This window comes from Shewanella sp. SP1S2-4 (genome assembly GCF_031932075.1).
Lineage (GTDB): Bacteria > Pseudomonadota > Gammaproteobacteria > Enterobacterales > Shewanellaceae > Shewanella > Shewanella baltica.
Genome location: NZ_JAUOET010000007.1, coordinates 131,030 through 151,651, shown reverse-complemented (window position 1 = coordinate 151,651; position 20,622 = coordinate 131,030). Strand labels below are relative to the sequence as shown.

The 20,622-nt window shown below is 48.3% G+C and carries 17 protein-coding genes; 1 reads left to right on the top strand and 16 read right to left on the bottom strand.

Annotated features, from left to right (window positions below; genetic code table 11):
* Positions 1–467: 467 nt before the first annotated feature.
* From Q4Q52_RS09570 to Q4Q52_RS09495, 16 genes are all read right to left on the bottom strand, one after another.
* Positions 468–884 (bottom strand): rhodanese-like domain-containing protein, encoded by a 417-nt coding sequence (locus tag Q4Q52_RS09570; RefSeq protein ID WP_311990476.1) that lies wholly within the window; start codon positions 882–884, stop codon positions 468–470.
* Positions 885–992: 108 nt separating this feature from the next.
* On the bottom strand, positions 993–1,205 hold the full coding sequence (locus Q4Q52_RS09565; protein ID WP_006082265.1) for a DUF2892 domain-containing protein: 213 nt from the start codon (positions 1,203–1,205) through the stop codon (positions 993–995).
* 43 nt (positions 1,206–1,248) lie between these two features.
* Complete coding sequence (locus tag Q4Q52_RS09560) at positions 1,249–4,491, bottom strand: efflux RND transporter permease subunit (protein WP_311990475.1); 3,243 nt, start codon at positions 4,489–4,491, stop codon at positions 1,249–1,251.
* 36 nt (positions 4,492–4,527) lie between these two features.
* Positions 4,528–5,541 (bottom strand): efflux RND transporter periplasmic adaptor subunit, encoded by a 1,014-nt coding sequence (locus Q4Q52_RS09555; protein ID WP_311990474.1) that lies wholly within the window; start codon positions 5,539–5,541, stop codon positions 4,528–4,530.
* Between the two features lie 171 nt (positions 5,542–5,712).
* The gene (locus Q4Q52_RS09550) at positions 5,713–6,429 is read right to left on the bottom strand and encodes an SIMPL domain-containing protein (RefSeq protein ID WP_006082262.1); all 717 of its coding nucleotides are present in this window, start codon (positions 6,427–6,429) and stop codon (positions 5,713–5,715) included.
* A 146-nt stretch (positions 6,430–6,575) separates the two neighbouring features.
* A complete protein-coding gene (locus tag Q4Q52_RS09545) occupies positions 6,576–6,962 on the bottom strand; it encodes a VOC family protein (protein WP_011847198.1) in 387 nt (128 codons plus the stop codon).
* 102 nt (positions 6,963–7,064) lie between these two features.
* Entirely contained in the window at positions 7,065–8,360 is a 1,296-nt protein-coding gene (locus Q4Q52_RS09540; RefSeq protein WP_311990473.1) for a porin, read from the bottom strand.
* 353 nt (positions 8,361–8,713) lie between these two features.
* The gene (gene putP, locus Q4Q52_RS09535; RefSeq protein ID WP_283628300.1) at positions 8,714–10,165 is read right to left on the bottom strand and encodes a sodium/proline symporter PutP; all 1,452 of its coding nucleotides are present in this window, start codon (positions 10,163–10,165) and stop codon (positions 8,714–8,716) included.
* A gap of 157 nt (positions 10,166–10,322) precedes the next feature.
* The gene (locus tag Q4Q52_RS09530) at positions 10,323–11,027 is read right to left on the bottom strand and encodes a DUF3379 domain-containing protein (RefSeq protein WP_311990472.1); all 705 of its coding nucleotides are present in this window, start codon (positions 11,025–11,027) and stop codon (positions 10,323–10,325) included.
* Entirely contained in the window at positions 11,020–11,583 is a 564-nt protein-coding gene (locus tag Q4Q52_RS09525; protein WP_311990471.1) for a sigma-70 family RNA polymerase sigma factor, read from the bottom strand. Before Q4Q52_RS09525 ends, Q4Q52_RS09530 begins: the two co-directional genes overlap by 8 nt.
* Before the next feature lie 72 nt (positions 11,584–11,655).
* Positions 11,656–13,365 carry a BatD family protein gene (locus Q4Q52_RS09520; protein ID WP_311990470.1) on the bottom strand — a complete coding sequence of 570 codons (1,710 nt, stop codon included), beginning with the start codon at positions 13,363–13,365 and terminating at the stop codon, positions 11,656–11,658.
* Positions 13,359–15,455 carry a VWA domain-containing protein gene (locus tag Q4Q52_RS09515; RefSeq protein WP_311990469.1) on the bottom strand — a complete coding sequence of 699 codons (2,097 nt, stop codon included), beginning with the start codon at positions 15,453–15,455 and terminating at the stop codon, positions 13,359–13,361. Before Q4Q52_RS09515 ends, Q4Q52_RS09520 begins: the two co-directional genes overlap by 7 nt.
* Positions 15,452–16,474: a VWA domain-containing protein gene (locus Q4Q52_RS09510; protein ID WP_259512000.1), complete on the bottom strand. Its 1,023-nt coding sequence runs from the start codon at positions 16,472–16,474 to the stop codon at positions 15,452–15,454. The genes Q4Q52_RS09515 and Q4Q52_RS09510 overlap by 4 nt, the downstream gene beginning before the upstream one ends.
* A complete protein-coding gene (locus Q4Q52_RS09505) occupies positions 16,468–17,109 on the bottom strand; it encodes a DUF4381 domain-containing protein (protein WP_311990468.1) in 642 nt (213 codons plus the stop codon). The genes Q4Q52_RS09510 and Q4Q52_RS09505 overlap by 7 nt, the downstream gene beginning before the upstream one ends.
* A 2-nt stretch (positions 17,110–17,111) precedes the next feature.
* A complete protein-coding gene (locus Q4Q52_RS09500; protein ID WP_311990467.1) occupies positions 17,112–18,065 on the bottom strand; it encodes a DUF58 domain-containing protein in 954 nt (317 codons plus the stop codon).
* Between the two features lie 24 nt (positions 18,066–18,089).
* Complete coding sequence (locus Q4Q52_RS09495; protein WP_106650947.1) at positions 18,090–19,046, bottom strand: MoxR family ATPase; 957 nt, start codon at positions 19,044–19,046, stop codon at positions 18,090–18,092.
* 262 nt (positions 19,047–19,308) lie between these two features.
* Between Q4Q52_RS09495 and fadI the strand changes: the two genes are divergently transcribed.
* The gene (gene fadI, locus Q4Q52_RS09490; protein WP_006082247.1) at positions 19,309–20,619 is read left to right on the top strand and encodes an acetyl-CoA C-acyltransferase FadI; all 1,311 of its coding nucleotides are present in this window, start codon (positions 19,309–19,311) and stop codon (positions 20,617–20,619) included.
* Positions 20,620–20,622: the final 3 nt, after the last annotated feature.

Genomic DNA, 20,622 nt, shown 5'->3' with positions numbered 1-20,622 from the left:
GAATACGAATTTACGGTCAATATGAGTACTTTATACTGATCTTTCTGTTGCTATGTGATTGAAATTTTTATATATATTTTTTAGTGATTATAGATAACTAAATAGCCATGTAAAGTTTGGTCATTATAATGAGTTTTTTTCAAGTGATTGATTATGCGAAGTTGTTGCAAATTTCTGTCAAGGGAGTGGCAGTTGCCAATTCATTGACGACGGCTAAGCCATTCACGCAAATTTGTTGATGTGTTTTTTGGAGGGGGCGTGAGCGGCAAAACGGGAGGTGAAAGCATACGCAATGTATGTGGTTAGAATCTTCTGCCTAATTTCGATATTTCGCTTAGACAATAAAAAAGCGCCAAAGGGCGCTTTTAGGGAGAAACCTTGAATGACTAGAGTGCAGTGACAGTGCTTAAGTGATTTACACTTGCTTTCCCGCACTAAAGCACTAGAGCCTAGTCGATGGCTGTGAATTACTTAGCGGGCGTTTTTTGCGCCTCAACTAAGGTGGAATAACCGCCACCATTATAGGTTTGAGTATATCCTGCAGCGACTAAGGCTTCGGTTGCGATGCTGCTACGGCGACCACTGCGGCAATACAAGACAACAGGGGCATCTTTGGCGATGCCGCGCTTAGCAAACTCCTCTGCCACTTGCTCAAAGGGAATATTGACCGCATTGGCTAGATGACCTTCGGCAAACTCCTCAGGCGTTCTGACATCGAGCACCATAGCGCCAGCGGCAATTTTATCCCATGCGATGACAGGGTCTTGGTCGGCGGCGCTGGCCATCATTGGCATTAGTAGCAGTGGCATGAGTACCAGCGACTGCAGGCTTAACAGGGCTAAGCGCATCAGGCTTTGGCCACGGGTTACTAGGTTGTGGGTCACTTTATCTCCTTGACGCCTTTTGGGCAGGCTTGTTTAAGCTAAACGAGTACTCGCTCAGCTATATCTTAACTCTTAAGTCTTAACTATTAAGTAGTGACTTTGTGTGGCTTAGCTTTGCTTGGCAATTTCAGCCTCTGATTTTACACCCAATTTGCGTAAAACCATGGCGGCAGGGCAAAAACCAGTAAAAGCACTTTGAAACAGGTTAGCGCCAACAAATGCGGTTAACCACAGAAAGTTGTGGTGCACATAGGCGGTTAACACCAGTGACAGTAACACCATAAATCCGGCAAAAGCCATAATGCTGCGTTCTAATGACATACCTTACTCCTTGAGGCCATCTTGGTGATGGCCTTTGTTGTGGTTAGTTTTGTGTTTGTATCTGAACAGTATTCATGCGGTTTTTCATTGCTGTGTAGTACAGCACTGGGATGACAACTAAGGTCAGTATGGTCGAGATAAAAATACCAAAGATCAGACTGATCGCTAAGCCATTGAAAATCGGATCATCAAGGATAAACAGCGCCCCTATCATGGCCGCTAATGCGGTGAGCATAATGGGTTTGGCTCGCACGGCACCCGAGTGGATCACTGCCCGCTCAAAGGGCACGCCGGATGCAGTTTCTTGATTGATAAAATCGACCAATAATATCGAGTTACGCACAATAATCCCCGCCAGCGCTATCATGCCTATCATGGACGTCGCGGTGAATTGCGCTCCGAGCAGGGCATGGCCTGGCATTACACCAATCACAGTTAATGGGATTGGCGCCATGATGATGAGCGGCACGAGATACGATCTAAACTGCGCCACTACCAAGAGATAAATGGCGATCATGCCGACCGCATAGGCGATGCCCATGTCTCTAAAGGTTTCGTAGGTGATTTTCCACTCGCCATCCCACAGCACGGCGACCGAGTCTAGCCCTGTAGGTTGGTGAATATAATGCTGATCAAAGCCTAAGCCATCGGCGCCATCAATTTTGCCCGCCATGTCGAACATGCCGTAGAGCGGGCTGTCCAGTGGCCCCGACATATCGGCGACGACCATGATCATAGGGATCATATTCTTATGGATAATCGGTGCATCGATTTTGCCGCGTTTGATGGTTACCAGCTCAGACACCGGCACGGATTGCCCCGTTTGGCTCAGTAACTTCATATTCAGCACTTGCTCTAAATCGACTTTCGCACCTTCGTTTAATTGCAGGCGGATCGGTATCGGTTGTTTTTGCTGGGCTTGATGTAAATAACTCACATCTTTGCCGCCAACGGAGGTGGCAATCAAGTCGACAATATTGCTGTAGGGCACGGCCATCAGGCTGGCTTTACTGCGGTCGATCATCACCTGCCATTTTTGCTGGGCGGCGGGCAAGAAAATATCGATATCGACCACATCTTTGGTTTCATGGAACAGCGCCTGCATCTCGTAAGCGGCTTGCTCGCGGATTGCGGGGCTTGGGCCATACACTTCAGCAACCAGCGGCGACCATACTGGCGGCCCAGGTGGCACTTCAACCACTTTGATATTGGCTTGATATTGCTCGCCAATTTGCTGCAGTTCGTCACGCACCGATACCGCTATGCTATGGCTGTCGCGCTTGCGGTGTTTCTTATCGACTAGGTTCACTTGAATGTCGCCAAGTTCTTGGCTGTGACGCAGGAAGTAGTGACGCACTAAGCCGTTAAAGTTCATTGGCGCGTTAGTGCCCGCATACAACTGCAGATGCTCGACTTCGGGGACCGTCGTCAGATAGCGACTCAAATCCTGCAGCACTCTCTGGGTTTGCTCTACGGGAGTGCCTTCGGGCATGTCTACCATCACTTGAAACTCGGACTTGTTATCGAAGGGCAGCATTTTTAGCACCACGAGCTGACCCAGGGGGAGCGCGACGGCGATACCAATTAACACAAATACGCCGGCAGCCAGTCCCACTCTTGCCTTACGGGCATTTTTACCCAGCAGGAAAGGGCCAATTAAGTGGGTGAAGAGGCGCACCATCTTAGTTTCGGCTTCATCCTCGTGCGACGCTTGGGCAGTATCGTGCTTGTCATTGTGTTTCAGCAGTTTACGACTGAGCCAAGGAGTGACCACAAATGCCACTACGAGGGAAATTAACATGCCCATACTGGCGTTGATGGGGATTGGGCTCATGTAAGGCCCCATTAAGCCCGATACAAAAGCCATCGGCAGCAAGGCTGCGATAACAGTAAATGTCGCCAGAATCGTCGGACCACCGACTTCATCGACCGCCACAGGAATAAGCTCACTAAATGACTTTTTGCCGAGCGCCATGTGCCGGTGGATGTTTTCAACCACGACTATGGCATCGTCGACCAAGATGCCGATAGAGAAAATCAAGGCGAACAAGGACACGCGGTTTAGGGTAAATCCCCACGCCCAAGAGGCGAAAAGGGTGATCGCCAGCGTGATAATAATGGCCACACCTACGACTAAGGATTCGCGGGCCCCCATGGTTAAAAAGACCAGCACGACTACTGCGCTGGTGGCAAAAATCAGTTTTAAAATAAGGGTGTTAGATTTATCTGCCGCGGTTTCGCCATAGTTACGTGACACTGTGACTTCGACATTCGCGGGGATCAACACATTGTCGACCTTAGCAATCCGCTCAATCACACTGTCGGCGATATCGACGGCATTTTGTCCCGCTTGTTTACCAATCGCGATAGTGACGGCGGGATAAATATCGGTTTTATCTGCGTGCCAAACACTCTGTTTAGGAATATCACTCTTCAAGCTGATTTCGGCAATATCCGCCAAATAAATCGGAATGTTCTTGCCTTGTTTATCCTGATAGACACTGACAACTAATTGTTTGAGATCGTCTATGGATTGTAAAAATTGCCCAGCCTGAACTTTAATCTCTTGATTACCTTGCACTAAGGATGCAGGTATAGAGACCATATTATTGTCATTCAGGCTTTGTCTTAATTTGTCGTAGGTTAGATTAAAGCTGTTCATCTTGGCGGGATCGATACGTATGTTGGCCACCATGTCGTGCTGGCCAACGGTATAGATTTCGCGGGTACCGGGAATGCGCTTAATTTCGGTTTCTAACCCAAGGGCGACATGGGTCAGTTGCTCGGCAGAGACTTGTCTGTCCTTTGACCACAAGGTCAAACTGACAATCGGCACATCATCGATACCGCGCGGTTTGATCAGCGGATCGCCCACCCCTGCGCCCCTTGGCAATTTATCCATGTTGGAATAAATCTGGTTGTACAGGCTGACGATGGCATCATTGCGCGCGACGCCTACCTTAAAGATGACGATAATCAGTGCGCCATCGGATTGGGAGAACGAATATAGGGTATCTATGCCTTTGATTTCGGAGATCACTTGTTCCGCAGGCAAGGTGACTAAGTTTTCAACTTCGGTAGGTGTCGCGCCGGGAAAAGGAATAAACACGTCGGCAAAGGTGACATCAATTTGTGGCTCTTCTTCCTTTGGCGTCACCAAAATAGCGAATAAGCCAAGCAAGAGTCCCAGAAGCGCTAATAGCGGCGTGATGGCGCTATTTTGGAAGGCGGCGGCAATTCGACCGGAAATCCCAAGTGTGGTCTGTGGTACTGGAGCATGTTTCATAAAACAACCTCGACAAAGCTTAAGTCGCTAGGGAATTTATTGCTTTTTGTTGAGCAACACTTGGTAGGCATCAACGGCAACCTTGTCGCCCGACTTAAGGCCCGCCAGCACTTCGACCTCGCTATCTAAGGGATTGGCGACACGGACTTGGGTGAGTACAAATTCTTCGCCCTTTTTAAGGTAAACGCTGCTCAGTTCGTTCATTGTGAGTAGCGCTGAGGTGGGCAGTTGGATTTTTTCTCGTTCGCCATTTTTAAAGGAAGCTTTTGCCCAAGTACCGGGTTGAAGGTTAGCTTCATTTTCAGGCAGATTAATGCGTACTTGATAGCTGTGGCTGACGGGATCGGCAAAACTAAAAATAGTGAGATCCTTTGAGATTAACTCGCGGCCATCACTTAAACGGACGAGGAATTCGGGGGCGTTTTTCAACTGATTGATATAACGCTGCGGCACTTGGGTAATGGCGCGCATTTGACTCGCGGAAAACCCTGAAAGTAGTGCTTGTCCTGGGCTCACCGTTTCACCCAGTTCGATAAAACGCTCTGTGACTACACCACTAAAAGGCGCTGATACCACAGTGTATTTTAAGGATTCGTTGGCTTTGATGACACGGGCTTGTGCTGCACTGACGGCTTGTTCTGTTGCTTTAGCATTGGCGGTGGCTTCGTCCATCGCGCCCTTAGAAATCGCGCCTTGGGGGAATAACTCTTTATAACGTTTGTATTGCGCCTGTGCTTCAATATTCAAGGCTCTGGCTTTAGCTAAATCGGCCTCAAAGCTTGCCAGTTCAGCGCCTTGTTCTTTACTGGTGATCTCTAGTAGAGCGGCTCCTTCGGGGACAACATCGTTAACATCGTAGTTGAGTTTGACGATACGACCAGAGGTCTGCGCTGACACAGTCGCCGCTTTTACTGCTTCTATGGTGGCATCTAAGGTGACCCAATTGGCGTAGGGTTTAGTTAAGACTTCGATGGTTTCGACTGAGGCAGCCTGAACTTGAGTACTGGCAAGCGCCAGCAGTAAGAAAAGAACGCGAGAAATTGACGTCATAATTCATATCATCCCAGATGTAATTCATGAGTAAATTCTAATGGAGTTGTTTTCAATAGGCAATCAATATTTATTAGAAAAATTTAATATAGTGTATTTTCCTAATTTAGGAATAAGGCCCATAAGTGCCTTATTCCCATCGTTTCAGTGAGTTCCGACTAAGCCTAATATTTAGTCATTTAAATAGTAGGTGAGTGTGGACACAATGCGAATTTGTTTAATGTAAGGCGTGCTGTTATCGCGATCCGAAATAGTAAACTGGCCTTGGCTAGCGGTTTTAATTTTTCCGAGGCGAGAATCTGAATCCTTAGCAAATTTTTCCGCCACTTCACGGGCATTTTGAGTCGCTTCTTGCACCATCACAGGTTTGACTGAATTGAGATCGGTAAACAGGAATTCGGTGCGATTGTCATACTCTTGGCTGGCGATCGCTATGCCTTCCTTCACTAAGCTAATCATCTGCTTACGAGTATTGAGCATTAAATCAATTTGCGGGGTATAAACCGACAAATTTACCTTTGCCGAGTAACGGTATCTGACGTTGGGATCGACATAACCTTGGGCTTGGCGATCTTCAATTGAAGGTAATGAAATCGTAATTTCGCTATCGCTAAAGCCTTGTTCCTTTAAAAACGCCACGACGCGGTCGGTTTTTTGCTGAACCGTCTCGTAGAGTTTAGGCAGATTATTATCGACCTCAGTGAAATTGATTGGCCAAATCGCCACATTGGCTTTGACTTCTTTTTCCGCTAAGCCCTTGACTGTCACTGTGCGTTCCATGGCTTTCATCTGCAATAATGCTGTGCTCGCTGTCTGACCAACATACACAAGCCCAGCACAAAGGAAACCGCCCAGCAGCAGGGCAGGAAGGATGTTATTTTTTTCCATAAAAAGAATCTCTTGATTAGATAAACTCAGCCTAAGATACCCAATAAACCTAAGTCATGCACTGGGTTTATTCGGGATAGATGCCGCTTAATATTTGAGGGAGACAAGTTGGCGATATCAGCTTGATGTCGCTTTATTGAGACGCGCTATTTTTCCGGAGGAATAACACTCGGCTGCCATAATTCGACTTTATTGCCGTCGGGATCGATAAACCAGCCAAAGCGGCCAAACTCTGAATCTTCAATGCCACCCACGAGCTGACCACCACCTTGTTCGACCTGTGTGAGCGCTTGGGCCAGATCATCAACGATAAAGTTAAACATAAAGCTCTTATCTGAAGGCGCAAAATAGTCAGTGCTATGGGCGAAGGGCGTCCAAACATGGTAGCCGAGTGTCGCTTTATCTGTGTGATAAAACGCGGCGCCGCCCCAGTTTTCAATAGGAACTTGAAGGTGGGTTTTATACCAAGTTGCCAAGGTAACGGGATCTGCACTTTTAAAGAAAATTCCACCGAGTCCAATGACTTTAGCCATAGCCGTAGCTGCGTTTACAGGAGTATGAATTAACTTTAGGCAATAAATGCTTAAGATACAAAAAAGCCGCAAAAAATGCGGCTTTTGGGTTTAGCGTTTAGCTTAAAACTGGTAGCTGTATTGAACTGAGTAGTACATACCACTTGATTCAGTAATTGCATTAACAGGACCTGTGATAGCACTGTTTTCGATCAGGTGAACTTTTTCACCTTTAATATAAGCGATACCAAAGTCAACGGTGTTTTGTGGGTTGATGTGGTAGCTCATACCCGCTGTGTACCAGTTACGGTCAGAGTCTGGGAATGAAATTGAGCTGATTTCGTCCACAACGCCTTGGTCATGCATATAACCAGCACGCACAGTGAATTGCTCGTTGATTGTGTAAGTACCACCTAAGCTGAATAACCATGAATCTTTCCATTGGTATTCTTTCAGTGCAACATCACCTACGGCTTGAGTCACTCCAACAGCTGCAATTGTGGCTGTACCATCTTTAGCCGTGATTTGATCAAAGTTGCCCCACTGGGTGTACTGCGCTGTATAGTGCAGAGCAAACTTAGGGGTGATTTGATGGAAACCTGCAACTTGGAAGATATCCGCTAGTGGAACATCTAAGCTATCAAAATTGGTCGCAACCGGAACAGTACCTACACCAGGAATGGTTGTCATCGAGACGGTATTGATATCACCTTCAACATTCACTGTCGGGCTGAAACGGTAGCTGATACCGAAACGGTTATCTTTATCTAGCTCAATGGTGGCACCTACTATACCACCGAAGGCCCAGCCGTCAGCGTCGACGTCAACCAATGGCGTAGTGCCCATGTTGCGTGTTAAACGACCTTCACCATAGATGGCATCCACACCCGCACCGATACTGAACATGTCATTAATACGGTATGAAAGACTGGCGTTAAAGTTAACCGTTGTGACTTCTGTTTCGCCAAGCAGATCATAGGGTGCTGGTGAGTTTGCAGGTAAACTCTTTGAAAGTGAGCTGGCATCGGTACCAGTACCAAAGTTAGAAAACGCAGCAAAGCCCACGGCGAACTTATCGTCGATTGGGTGGATGTAGAAAATATTAGGGATAATTTTAGAGCTACCCGCATCATCAATGCTGCCTAAATCAACGGCACCACTGGCAAAGTTAACGTCTTTAACATCAACAGTAATATCGGCATAAGTTAAGCCGAAGGAGATCGCATCTTTATCGAATAATGCCATAGCAGCTGGGTTACGTGATAACACAGAAGCGTTATCGGCAATAACCGCATCACCAGCAAATGCACGGCCCATACCTGTGGCTGATTGACTGTTGAGTTGAAAACCTGAAGCTAAGGTTTGAGTACTTGCTAATGCGACAGAAACGGCAATGAGTGTCTTGTTGAATGTTTTCATTATAATTCTCTCTATTTTTTATAAGTATTGGATTTTTATTCGGTCCTAGTCAGCCGAACGTATTTAAATCCATTTATTAGTCTTCGGCATCTTATGGACTGAAGGTAGCCTCAACAAGTCCGACCAGATGTGAAAAATGTTGATTTTCAGTTAATTAAAAAACTTTAAAACAGAGGTTGAACTTTAGCATGCTTGAATGGTCCGGCCAGATGCTTGATATGAAGGGCTTTGGGTTTATCGATAGGTTTCAATTGACGTTAACGGTTTGTAATTTTGTGTTGAGTGTTTAAAAGGATACAAAATGTAAAAAGCGCACAAGTGTGCGCTTTTTAAGTGATACAAGCGTGTTGAAACTAGAGTGAAGACTTAAATTGTTCGAACTCTGTTGTTACATTTTCACTTGGTGCAGACAATTTGCTCACCAAAATACCGGCGAATGTGGCGAATACAAATCCTGGGAGGATTTCGTATAGTTCGAAAATACCCCCCGTCAGTTGCTTCCAAATTACGACCGTTAATGCGCCGATAATAATAGTAGCAATGGCGCCATTACGGCTGTATTGCTTCCAAAATAGCGATAATAAGACCACAGGACCAAAGGCCGCACCAAAGCCAGCCCATGCATAACTCACAAGGCTTAATACACTGCTTTCAGGATTAAGGGCAATGATGCCTGCGATCACGGCAATCGCCAGCACGCCCATGCGACCGACCATCATCAACTCGCGGTCATCCGCTTGTGGGCGTAACCATTTGCGGTAGAAATCTTCGGTGATAACGCTTGAGCACACCAGCAACTGTGAATCGATAGTGCTCATGATGGCCGACAAAATGGCCGCGATAAGTAGACCACCAATCCAAGGGTTAAACGCGGCTTGGGCTAAATGAATAAATACCGTTTCTGAATTCGCCAGTGGCGCATTAGCGAAATACAGAGAACCGGCAATACCTGTGGCTAAAGCGCCAATTAAAGATAAGACCATCCAGCTCATGGCAATACGGCGCGATAAGGGAAGGGCATCGGCACTGCCTATCGCCATAAAGCGCGACAAAATATGCGGCTGACCAAAATAGCCAAGACCCCATGCGAGTAAAGACAACATGCCTATCACTGTGGTTTTGTCGCTGACCAAGGCCAACATCGCAGGATCGATAGTTTCAATTCCGGCGTGGCTTTCAGGGTGAGAGAAAACGGCAAAGGGGACAATTAAGAGGGCGACAAGCATCAAACAGCCTTGAAAGAAGTCTGTCCAACACACGGCAAAGAAGCCGCCAATAAAGGTGTAACCGACTATGATGGCTGAGCCAATCACCAGCGCCACTGTGTAATCGAGGCCAAAAACTTTTTCAAACAGAATCGCGCCACCGACCATGCCTGAGGAAGCATAGAAAGTGAAAAACACTAAAATAGTGATTGCGGAGACGAGCTTGAGATAGCCCTGGGTATCGTGGAAACGTTTCTCGAAGAAATCCGGTAAGGTGAGGGCGTTATCGGCGAGTTGAGTGTAAATACGCAGTCGTCTGGCGACAAATAGCCAGTTTAGCCAAGCGCCAAAAATTAATCCTATGCCAATCCAAGCTTCACCTAAGCCGCCTAAGTAAACTGCGCCGGGTAAACCCAGTAACAGCCAACCTGACATATCGGATGCTCCCACACTGAGTGCGGTCACAGCGGGGCCCATTTTTCGGCCACCTAAAATATAATCATCAACAGTATCGGTAGCACGGTAAGCCCAAAAACCTATGCCCATCATCAATACTAAGTAACCAACAAATGTGATTAAAATCGGGGTTTCAATCGTCATCTTGCCTTTTCCCATCTTGTTATTATTAAAAGTGGCAAGCATGCTACCAGATGTTTGAACAATCGCCCATTAGCAGATAAAAGTGTGATTAAAATCTAACCTCCGATAGAGTGAAAATATCGGAGGTTAATTTAAAAATAGCCGAGATAAGATGGGGTTAGATAAAGGTGTTCTTGATTTCGTCTTTTACATAGCTAAGGTCAGCTTGATCCTCACCTATGAGCAAAATAAACGCATCGGGTGTTTCAAAGCCCATTCCTTGGTATTTGCCATCGGCGAAGGTTTGGTCTAGCACCATACGTTTTTCGAGTGGCACGATAAAGAGTGTAACCTTGCTTTGCTCGCCCTGTAGCACTAAGTGCAGGCTTTTCACCCCTTGAAAATCACAATAGGAGGTGTAATACACTTTGCCTGGTTGTTGGGTGAACTTGGCATTGCCAAAGTCTTTCATCGACGCGAGCTGCGCATTGACCTGATTAAAGTTGACGTTTTGATCCACCTGTAAGGCAACCCCTTCATGGTAGATATGGGCCAGTGCATGTTCGGCTAAATCGATTGGCCCTAAACGTAATAGACTAAAACTGATCCCCACCACAAATGCCACCGAGGCCGCCATGGCCACTAAAAAGCCGGTTTGACGGCGGTGTTTATGGTGTTGTTGTAACTGCTGACGCAAAATCAGTTTATCGGCGAGATCGTCCGCCACTTCCACTTTCAATGCATTTGTCAGTTTGGCATCAAGGTTTTTAAGCTCATTGATTAAGGCTTGGTTTTCTGGTTTAGCATTAATTTGCGCCAGAAAATCAGCATCTTGATTATGAGGATCTTCATAAGCTTGACGTCTAAATTTAAGCTCATCCATTGGATTGACCTCTTACCTCATTTTTCTCAAGTAATTCTTTCAATTGGCTTCTCGCCCGAAATAAACGTGTCATTACGGTGTTGCGATTAAGCTCCATCAGCTCGGCGATTTCATCGCCGCTAAAGCCACCAATCAGTTGCAGTAAGAGTGGCTCGCGGTATTCGATATCCAGTTTGCCTATTTGCCGACGGATCAGGTATTGCTCGGTCTGCTCTTCACTGCTACTGGAGATATTGTCCTCTAAGGTATCTTGCTCAACGTCGGAATAATCGAACTGTTTACGCTCGAAACGCCGTGCATTCTCACGCCTAAGAATCGTGATAAGCCATGCTTTCGCCGCTTTATCATCCTTGAGGGAATCTAAAGAGCGCCACGCCCGCAAGAAGGTTTCTTGGGTAATGTCTTCAGCCACATGTTTATCGCCGCATAACCAATAGGCGTAGCGGAAGATGTCTGCATGCAGCGCCTTGACTAGGCTGTTGTATCGTCGTTGTTTACTTAGCATGTCAGAAGAGACCGCAGGCTCGACGGATTTCTTACGCCAGTTAGCAAACATTTTTAATTTTTCGGCTTGGTGGTTGAATGTTTAGCATAGTTGAGCTCGCTTCTCTGTCATTAACCCCATAATTTACTTAGGATTCAGTGGGCTTAATGGCGCCGATTTTGGGTTTAAATGTTTATGCTCACAAGCCTTAACTGCGTTAAGCAATGCGGCGCACTCGGCGCTCAGCTTGTTAGTATTAGCATTGTTAGTATTCGCACTGTCAGTATGGCTGCTGGCATCGGCCTTCGCACTGTAGGCGGCAATTTGCAATTGTTGTATCGCCTGTGCGAGTTGCGGTGACTGCTCGGCAATCTTATCGAGTGTCATAGGCGCTTGCTGTAACTCGCTGAAGTAGCGCTGTAACTGCAACATAATACGGCTCACATCGCCACTGGCGCAGGCTTGCTCTAATCCTTGTAAGCCCGCCGCATTTACTGATTGTGCTGAACTCATTGAAGCGTTAAGGGCAGTCGGGGCGGCCGATTGGTTTTTTAAAGCGCGGCGCCAAGCGATTAAAGTGATGATCCAAGCGACGAGAGTGATCAGCCATAGCGCCGCAAATACCTTAACCATCCAGGAGTCATTGTTGTCGGCCGCTGAATTTACTTGCCAAGAGGCTTGGGCGGGCGCGTCTGTGACTGCACCGCCTGTTACCACTATTGTGCGTGCGGGGAGCGTCGCGGTTTCTTGACGTTTAAGGTGCGGATTCCACCAAGGCACTTTGACTTCGGGCAGGGTAAATGTTCCCGCTTTGCTGGGAACGATTGCCGACGTAATACTGTACTGGGAGACAATTTGTGCATCGCGCACAAAGGTTTGTCGCTGAGGTTTCTCTGGGTATGACTTCAGTTCATTAGGCAGGGTCTGCACTATATCTGGTAGGCTATTTTCATCGGCATTGGAAGCCAATAAAGTCATAGTGCGAGTAATAGGGCTGCCAACGGTAAATTCTTTAATATCCTCAGGGAAGTTCTCTTTTAACACCACTAAATCGGCAACCAGCCATTGGCCTTGGAAACTTGTCGGTGCAGGATTCACTTGCACTGTGAGTGAGGGCGCGCCCGCTTGCATTGGGCGGCTTTCATTAAAGCCAAACATGCCGCCGCGGCGTTGGGATTCAACTAGCACATCGCCCGCAAAGGTTGCGCCTTTGATGTTCACTTGGCCGGGTAAGTCGGGAATAATGCCATAGGTGCGCTCAATCACGCGGTAACGGCGGCCATCGACTATCTCAGAGCCATCCTTATCTTCGCCGATTTGTTTGATCTGCGCGCCTTCGATGACAGGTGCGCTCAATACGCCCCTTTGTAATTCTACCGCCAGATAGAGTTTTACCTTGTAGGTAATGAGCTGCCCGACATAGGCCTCGTCAGTTGACACTTTGGCATCGATGAATAGGTTATTCATCTGTGCGGGCTGGCTACCCGTTTCGACCACTTTGAGTGGGATCGGCGCCGAGCTGATGCCATCAATAGTAAAGGCTGGAATAGTTAACTGGCCTTTTTGTTTTGGCGCGAGCAACACTTGCCAGCGAGTCTCTTTGACCGCATCGAAGTTCATGATCTGTGTGCTGCGACTCACGCTGGTGCGGCCAACAATAAAGTCTTTCAGCAGGGCGGATGTGTCTAGCTTGCCGGTATCGATTTCATCATTGACGCTGATGTTGAGCACAAAGTATTCGCCCTCCATCACAGGATTGCGATCGACCGATGCCTCAATTTTGCTGAGTGCAAAGGCGGGATGAGCCACTCCGATGGCAAGGAGTAGCAGGATAAAAAATTGTCTGATCACCACTGTTCGTTATCCTTTGATATTTGGCCATTTTGACGGCGTTTTTGATATTCCAACTGCATTTTATTGCGAAGTAACACTTGGGGGTCTTCACTCACACCCCTCAGTGCTCGCTGCATTTCTGCGGGAAGCGGTTCGCTATTAGTTGGCGGCGCTTCGACCGATTCACTCATAGCGGCTTCTTGTTTATCTTGCGCATCTTTCTCAGGAGCTTCCTTGGCGCCAATGCTTTGCTTTGCTTGCTCAGCTGATTTTTGCTCCTCGGCATCGGTGTTAGCCTGCGCTTGCATCTTAGCTTCATTATCTACAGGTGAATTGTCTACAGGCTCATTTTCCATTGCATCCTGCTCGGCATTTTGTTGCTTGGCTTGTTGATCCTGTTGCGCTTTATCTTGATCTTGCTGAGCTTCATCTTGCTTGTCCTGAGCATTGCCATTTTGCTTATCTTGCTCAGACTCTTGCTCATCCGCTTTTTGCTGCTCAGGGCTTTGATCAGAGCTTTGCTCAGGATTGGCATTGTCCTGTTGATCCTGAGACTCTTGTCCCGCTTGATCTTGCTTATCTTTCTGAGCGCTATCTTGGTCAGATTGTTGTTTATCCTGCGACTTTTTATCACCAGACTGTTGGTCACCTGAATTGGAATCACCGGACTGCTGATCGCCTTGTTGATCTTGGTTTTTATCCTGTTGATCGTTTTTACCTTGCTGCTTTTGCTGCTCTTTCAATTGCTTTTCAGCCAGTTCAAGGTTGGCCTTTGCCGCAGGGAAATCGGCTTGTTTTTCAAGTGCGGCTTGATAGCGCTCCTTAGCCTTATCGGGTTTACCGAGTTGCATCAAGGCATTGCCTTGATTGTAGAGGCCTTGGGCTGAGCTATCTTGCTCGAAGGTTTTCAGCGCTTGCTCATAATCACCGGCCTTATATTGGGCGCTGCCACGCCATTGGGGTGACTCAAACTGCTTAGCGGCGTTGGCATAATCTTGGGATTGATAGGCCTGCATCGCTTGCTGATCTGGCGTTTTCCACACATTGTCCCAGGCATTGTCCCACACACTGGCATGGGCAGGCTGAGGCGCGGCCGCGAGCAGTAAACCGCCAATGAGAGTGGCAAATCCAACGCTTGCCACGATTCCTTGCCTAAAGCTGAAAAGGGCGGGCAGCAGTAATAGCAGGGCGAGATAAGGGCCGAGATCCTGCCAGGTTTCACCGTCAAGATCTGTGGCTTTGGCATCGCCCGTATCACTTAACCAATGTTGTAATTGGGCCAGATCATTGCCGTCGGTGCGATTTTGGATTAACACGCCTTTGTTATCCGCTGCCAGTTTTTGCAGCAGGCCAAAGTCAGTGCTGGCCACAACGACCTCGTTGCTGCTGTCGCGCTGCAATTGTCCATCGGGTAGACGAATTGGCGCGCCTTGGCTGGTACCAAAAGCGACGACCGCAAGTCGATATTGCGTGCCACTTAATGCCGAGTTAGCGTCATCAAATTGGGCTGCGGTTATGCCATCTGTCATCAGGATAATATCACCGCGAATATGCCCACCCTGAGCCAGTAGCGTTTTAGCTTGGGTTAAACCTGCCGCTAAGTTTGAGCCACGAACGGGCATGATGTCAGGGCTTAAGGTCGGCAATAAATTGAGTAGCGTGCCGGTATCGCGCGTTAACGGGCTGATAGTAAAGGCATCGCCAGCAAAGGCGACTAAACCTGTTTCACCTTCTTTAAGATTACGCAGGAGATCCGTAGCCCTAAATTTAGCTTGGGTTAACCGGTTTGGTGCAAGATCGGTAGCGAACATAGACACAGACATGTCCATCACCAATACGCGGCCTTGCTCGGCGGCAAACACAGGTAAGGACTGTTTATTAACGGCGGGTCCGGCGAGCGCAAAAGTCGCCATCAGCCAAGTGAAAGCTAATAAATGCAAAGGACGACGGGATTTCTTGCTGCCTTGGGTGACCAATATCTTGGCTAAATGTGGCGCAATATACCTATTCCACGCGCTGTGGCTCTCGTGTTGTCGCCATAAACTCAACAACACTAGAGCCAGTGGCACTAGTGCAAGTAGCCATTCTGGGCGAATAAAATGTAGGCTCATGATTTAATGTTCCCCTGTGAAGTGGTTGCGACAGAGGGTTTAACGCGGCTCGCTGCAAAGAATGGTAATTGACCTAAGGCAATCCACAGGCTCGTCAGTAACGCCAGTGCCAGCGGCCAATAGAACAAATCTGCCTGCGGACGATAGCTTAACTGATCGCGACTTACAGGTTCGAGTTTATCGATTTCTTGGTAAATCTGGTCGAGCTCTTGGCTGTTGCGGGCGCGGAAATAACGACCGTGGGTGACTTCGGCGATATGCTTAAGCTGGTTTTCATCCAGATCCATCGAGGGATTAACCCGCTCGCGGCCAAAGAGTGTGCGGCGCTCCATCACATCGGCACCGACACCGACAGTGTAAATGGTAACTTTACGATTAGCGGCAATTTGCGCCGCCTGCTCTGGCTCAATATTGCCCGCGTTGTTAGAGCCGTCGGTCAATAAAATCAACACTCTGTTACTCTTGTCCATTTTATCGAAACGTTTTACCGCCAGCGCGATAGCTTCACCTATGGCGGTTTGTTTACCGACTAAGCCGATTTGTGCTTCTTTTAAAAATTGCGCCACTGAACGTCTGTCTTGGGTGAGCGGCGCCTGCAAATAGGCGTGATCGGCAAAGAGAATTAAACCGATACGATCGCCTTTGCGGCGCTCGATAAAGTCACTGACAACGTGCTGAATTAAAGTGAAACGGTCAACGGTTTTACCATTTACCACCATGTCTTCAATCTGCATACTGCCGGATAAATCCACCGCCATCATCAGATCGCGGCCTTGGCTCGGCAGTTCGATAGGTTCGCCAAGCCATTGCGGACGGGCAATAGCGAGCACTAGCAGACACCACATCAGCCAGTAGCGTTTGCGACTCTGGCGCGTGTTAGCCGCTAAGCTTTGTTTGCCTGTTTGGCTTATTCCGGGGAGTTGTAGCCGGCCACCATCCACTTGTACGGTTTGTTGGCGCCAAAAAATCAAAGGTAAAGGCAGTAATATCAATAGCCAAGGCCATGCAATTGTTAACATTGTGCCTCCGGTTGTTTTGTGCCAGCTGGCTGGATTGGCGCTTGGCATTTAGCTTGAACGTAGCCCTTAGCTTGAACAAGATTCGGCTCAGGCGCACTCAGTGTTGCTTTCGATGCCAACCAAGCTTTTGCGAGTTCATGTAATTCATTGGTTTCAGCTAAGGTTAACGGCGTTGGCTGGTGACGTTTGGCCAACAAGTGGCCGATACGTTGGCGTTTAGGCGCGGGTAAATAGCTGTCTAGCCACGTCGCCCAAGCTTCACCATCTAAGGAGGCTATTGCATCTCTGCTGAGGTAACTCATGGCGGTACGCTTTAATAGGCTATTAACGTCAGAGACATAGGACGGTGCTTGTTTATCGAGCTGATTAAGTAACTGTTTCGCGGCTTTTTTTGGCGCGAAGTCACGGGCGCGTTTTCTTAGCCAGATAACTAAGAGTGTGATGAGAGCAATCACTAGCCCGAGGACCAACCAATAACCGATTGCCCAAGGCCAAGCGCCGATTGGATCGGGATGAATGATATCCTGCAGATCCGCCAGCGCAGGGTTTGGCGTCGCCGAAGCAATGGGGACCGCAGCCTGTGGATTTACTATCACTGGTGTCACTATTTCTGAATTCACTGTTGCTGGATCCATAGTTAACGCAATAATTCCAATTGATGGGCTAGGGGAGCACCCGCATCGATGAGCTGGGTGCGCACGCGCAGTTGCTGCATCATGGTGATAAAGTCCCTTTGCTGACGCAGCTGGATATCAAGCCAAGCCTGATAACTGTGGCGGGTAAGCACTAAGTCCTCATCCCCATCCCGTACTGGCAAACTAAAGTTGTGCGGTAACGGCAGTGTCCCTTGGCGCAGGGGATCGGTAATAAGATAGGCGCCCACATCGCAATGACGCTTAAGCTCAGTGAGAGGCGCGATACATTGGGGGCTAAAATGGCTGCCATCTGTCACTATCCAAACTAAGGAGCCGGGTTTGGCGATGCGTTGTAATCGCTGACACGCGCGCAGAATATGATCAGGATCGCGCTGGCCACTGCCAACATGATTGAGTTGATTCTCATGTACACGGCGCAGGCCTGAGATCAATTGCAATATGCCCTGACGACGGCTGCGGGGTTTGAGCTCTAGATGCTCAGACTCGCACGCGATCAAGGCGCCGAGTCTATCGCCATGATTAATCGCATTCCAACCTAAGGTGGTCGCAAGGTGCCCTGCTTGCACCGATTGCAGTAATAAACTTGAGCCAAAATAGAGACTTTGGCTTAAGTCGATTAACAACAGAATAGGACGCTCACGTTCTTCGACAAATAACTTAGTGTGGGTTTTGCCAGTACGAGCGGTCACGCGCCAATCAATGGTGCGCACATCGTCGCCCTGTTGATAGTGGCGCACCTCGGCAAACTCCATCCCGCGGCCTTTGATTAAGCTGTTGCGATGACCCGCTAAATTAGCGCGGGCACGGCTGTAACGCTCAGGCATAGCACGGGCGATATTTTGGCACGCCAGCAGCTCTTGCTCGGTTAAATGCAAGCCATCGGCAAACAGCGGCAAGCCATCGGCCGAGGCTGAGAGTCGCGCAGTGTCACTCATCTGATTTCACCTTTATCTTCACCGTTAAGGTACTGCAACTTGACTCAAGATGTGGTTGATCACCTGATCGCGGCTTACGCCTTCGGCTTGCGCTTGGTAGCTGAGTAATAATCTGTGTCTTAACACATTCGGCGCAACGGCTTGAATGTCTTCCGGTGACACAAAGTCCCGCTCGTGCAGCCAAGCGCGGGCGCGGGCGCAGCGTTCTAAGGAAATAGTGGCGCGTGGGCTGACGCCGTACTCGAGCCATTTCGCTAAGTCATCGCTGTAACGGCTTGGCTCACGGGTCGCCATCACTATTTCGACTATGTATTTTTCGAGCGGCTCGGCGAGATAGATTTCCATGGCCTCGTCACGGGCGGCAAACACATCGGCCTGTGCAATCGGCTCAGTCGTCGGCAATTCGTGGGTGAGTGCTTCTTTACGGGATTGGCGCAGAATTTCGATTTCAGTCTCGCCGCTCGGGTAATCAAGATTCAAGTGCATTAAAAAACGGTCAAGCTGTGCTTCGGGCAGGGGATAAGTGCCTTCGTTTTCTAATGGGTTTTGGGTTGCCATCACTAAAAACAGCGGTGGCAGCTTATAACTGTGCTTACCGACGGTAACTTGACCTTCGGCCATGGCTTCTAATAAGGCCGATTGTACTTTGGCGGGGGCGCGGTTAATTTCGTCTGCCAAGATTAAATTGTGGAAAATCGGTCCGGCTTCAAATTCGAAGGTGCCGGTTTGCGAGCGATAAATATCTGTGCCGGTTAAATCGGCAGGCAGCAGATCTGGGGTAAATTGAATGCGGTGGAAATCGCCCTCAACCCCGTCACATAAGGCTTTCACCGCACGGGTCTTGGCCAGTCCCGGCGGACCTTCAACTAATAAGTGGCCATTGGCAATTAAGGCAATGAGCAGATTTTCGGTCAATACTGGCTGCCCTAAAACAACCTTATTTAGGTAAGTGCGTAATGCGTGGAAGCGACTCAAAGGCATGATGCTACTCGTTTTATTATGTTGAAAATACGTGTGTGGGCTATAGACAACAACTATGGTAAAGAATTCCCTTAGGGTTTGGCTAGTGTTAAAAAAACAAACAGGTGTTTAAAACTTGCTGACAAGAAGTTAGAATCAGATCACACTTTAATGGTCAGACCTGTTATTGGGCGTTTTTCGCCGTAAAACAATAGGTCAAACACGGAAATCGATAGCGCCGCCTGAAATCTCTCAGCGATTGCGCACATAAAGAGGGTGACAAATGAGTGATAGACAACAGGTTACGAACGCCAAGGGTGAACGTATCGCCATAGTAGCGGGTTTAAGAACGCCATTTGCAAAGCAAGCCACGGCATTCCACGGTGTATCGGCGCTCGATATGGGCAAAATGGTGGTCAATGAATTATTGGCGCGCTCTGAACTCGATCCTAAGCTGATTGAGCAATTAGTGTATGGACAAGTGGTGCAAATGCCCGCTGCACCTAACATCGCCCGTGAAATCGTACTCGGTACTGGCATGAATGTGTCGACCGATGCCTATAGTGTCACTCGTGCCTGTGCAACTAGCTTTCAATCTGCCGTCAACGTGGCCGAATCTATCATGACAGGCAATATCGAAATCGGTATTGCGGGCGGCGCCGACTCTTCTTCTGTCTTGCCTATCGGCGTGTCGAAAAAATTAGCCCATGCGTTAGTCGATCTGAATAAAGCCCGTAGCTTTGGGCAAAAATTACAAATTTTCCGTCGTTTAGGCATTAAAGATTTATTACCTGTGCCGCCTGCGGTAGCTGAGTACTCAACGGGCTTGTCTATGGGACAAACCGCTGAGCAAATGGCAAAAACCTACAATATTAGCCGCGCCGATCAAGATGCTTTAGCGCACCGCTCGCACACCTTAGCGAGTGAAACTTGGGCTTCGGGCCATCTTCGTGACGAAGTGATGGTTGCCCATGTGCCGCCGTATAAACAGTTTATCGATCGCGATAATAATATCCGCGAAAACTCGGTACTGGAGTCATACGCTAAGTTGCGCCCTGCATTCGACAAACAGCATGGTACTGTGACGGCGGCCAACAGCACGCCACTGACTGACGGTGCCTCAGCGATTATCCTGATGAGTGAAGGTCGAGCTAAAGCCTTAGGTTATCAACCGATTGGCTACATTAAGAGCTATGCCTTTAGCGCCATTGATGTGTGGCAAGACATGCTGATGGGGCCCTCTTACGCGACGCCACTGGCGCTGAAACGTGCTGGAATGGAACTAGAAGATCTTACCCTGATTGAAATGCATGAAGCCTTTGCGGCGCAGACATTAGCGAATATGCAGATGTTTGCTTCGAAAAAATTTGCCGAAGAAAAACTCGGCCGTAACCGTGCCATTGGTGAAATCGACATGAGCAAGTTTAACGTGCTCGGCGGCTCGCTTGCCTACGGCCATCCTTTTGCTGCAACGGGAACCCGTTTGATCACGCAAGTGTGTCGTGAGCTTAAGCGCCGTGGTGGTGGAACTGGCCTAACAACGGCCTGTGCGGCTGGTGGTTTGGGCGTGGCAATGATAGTGGAAGTGGAGTAATCG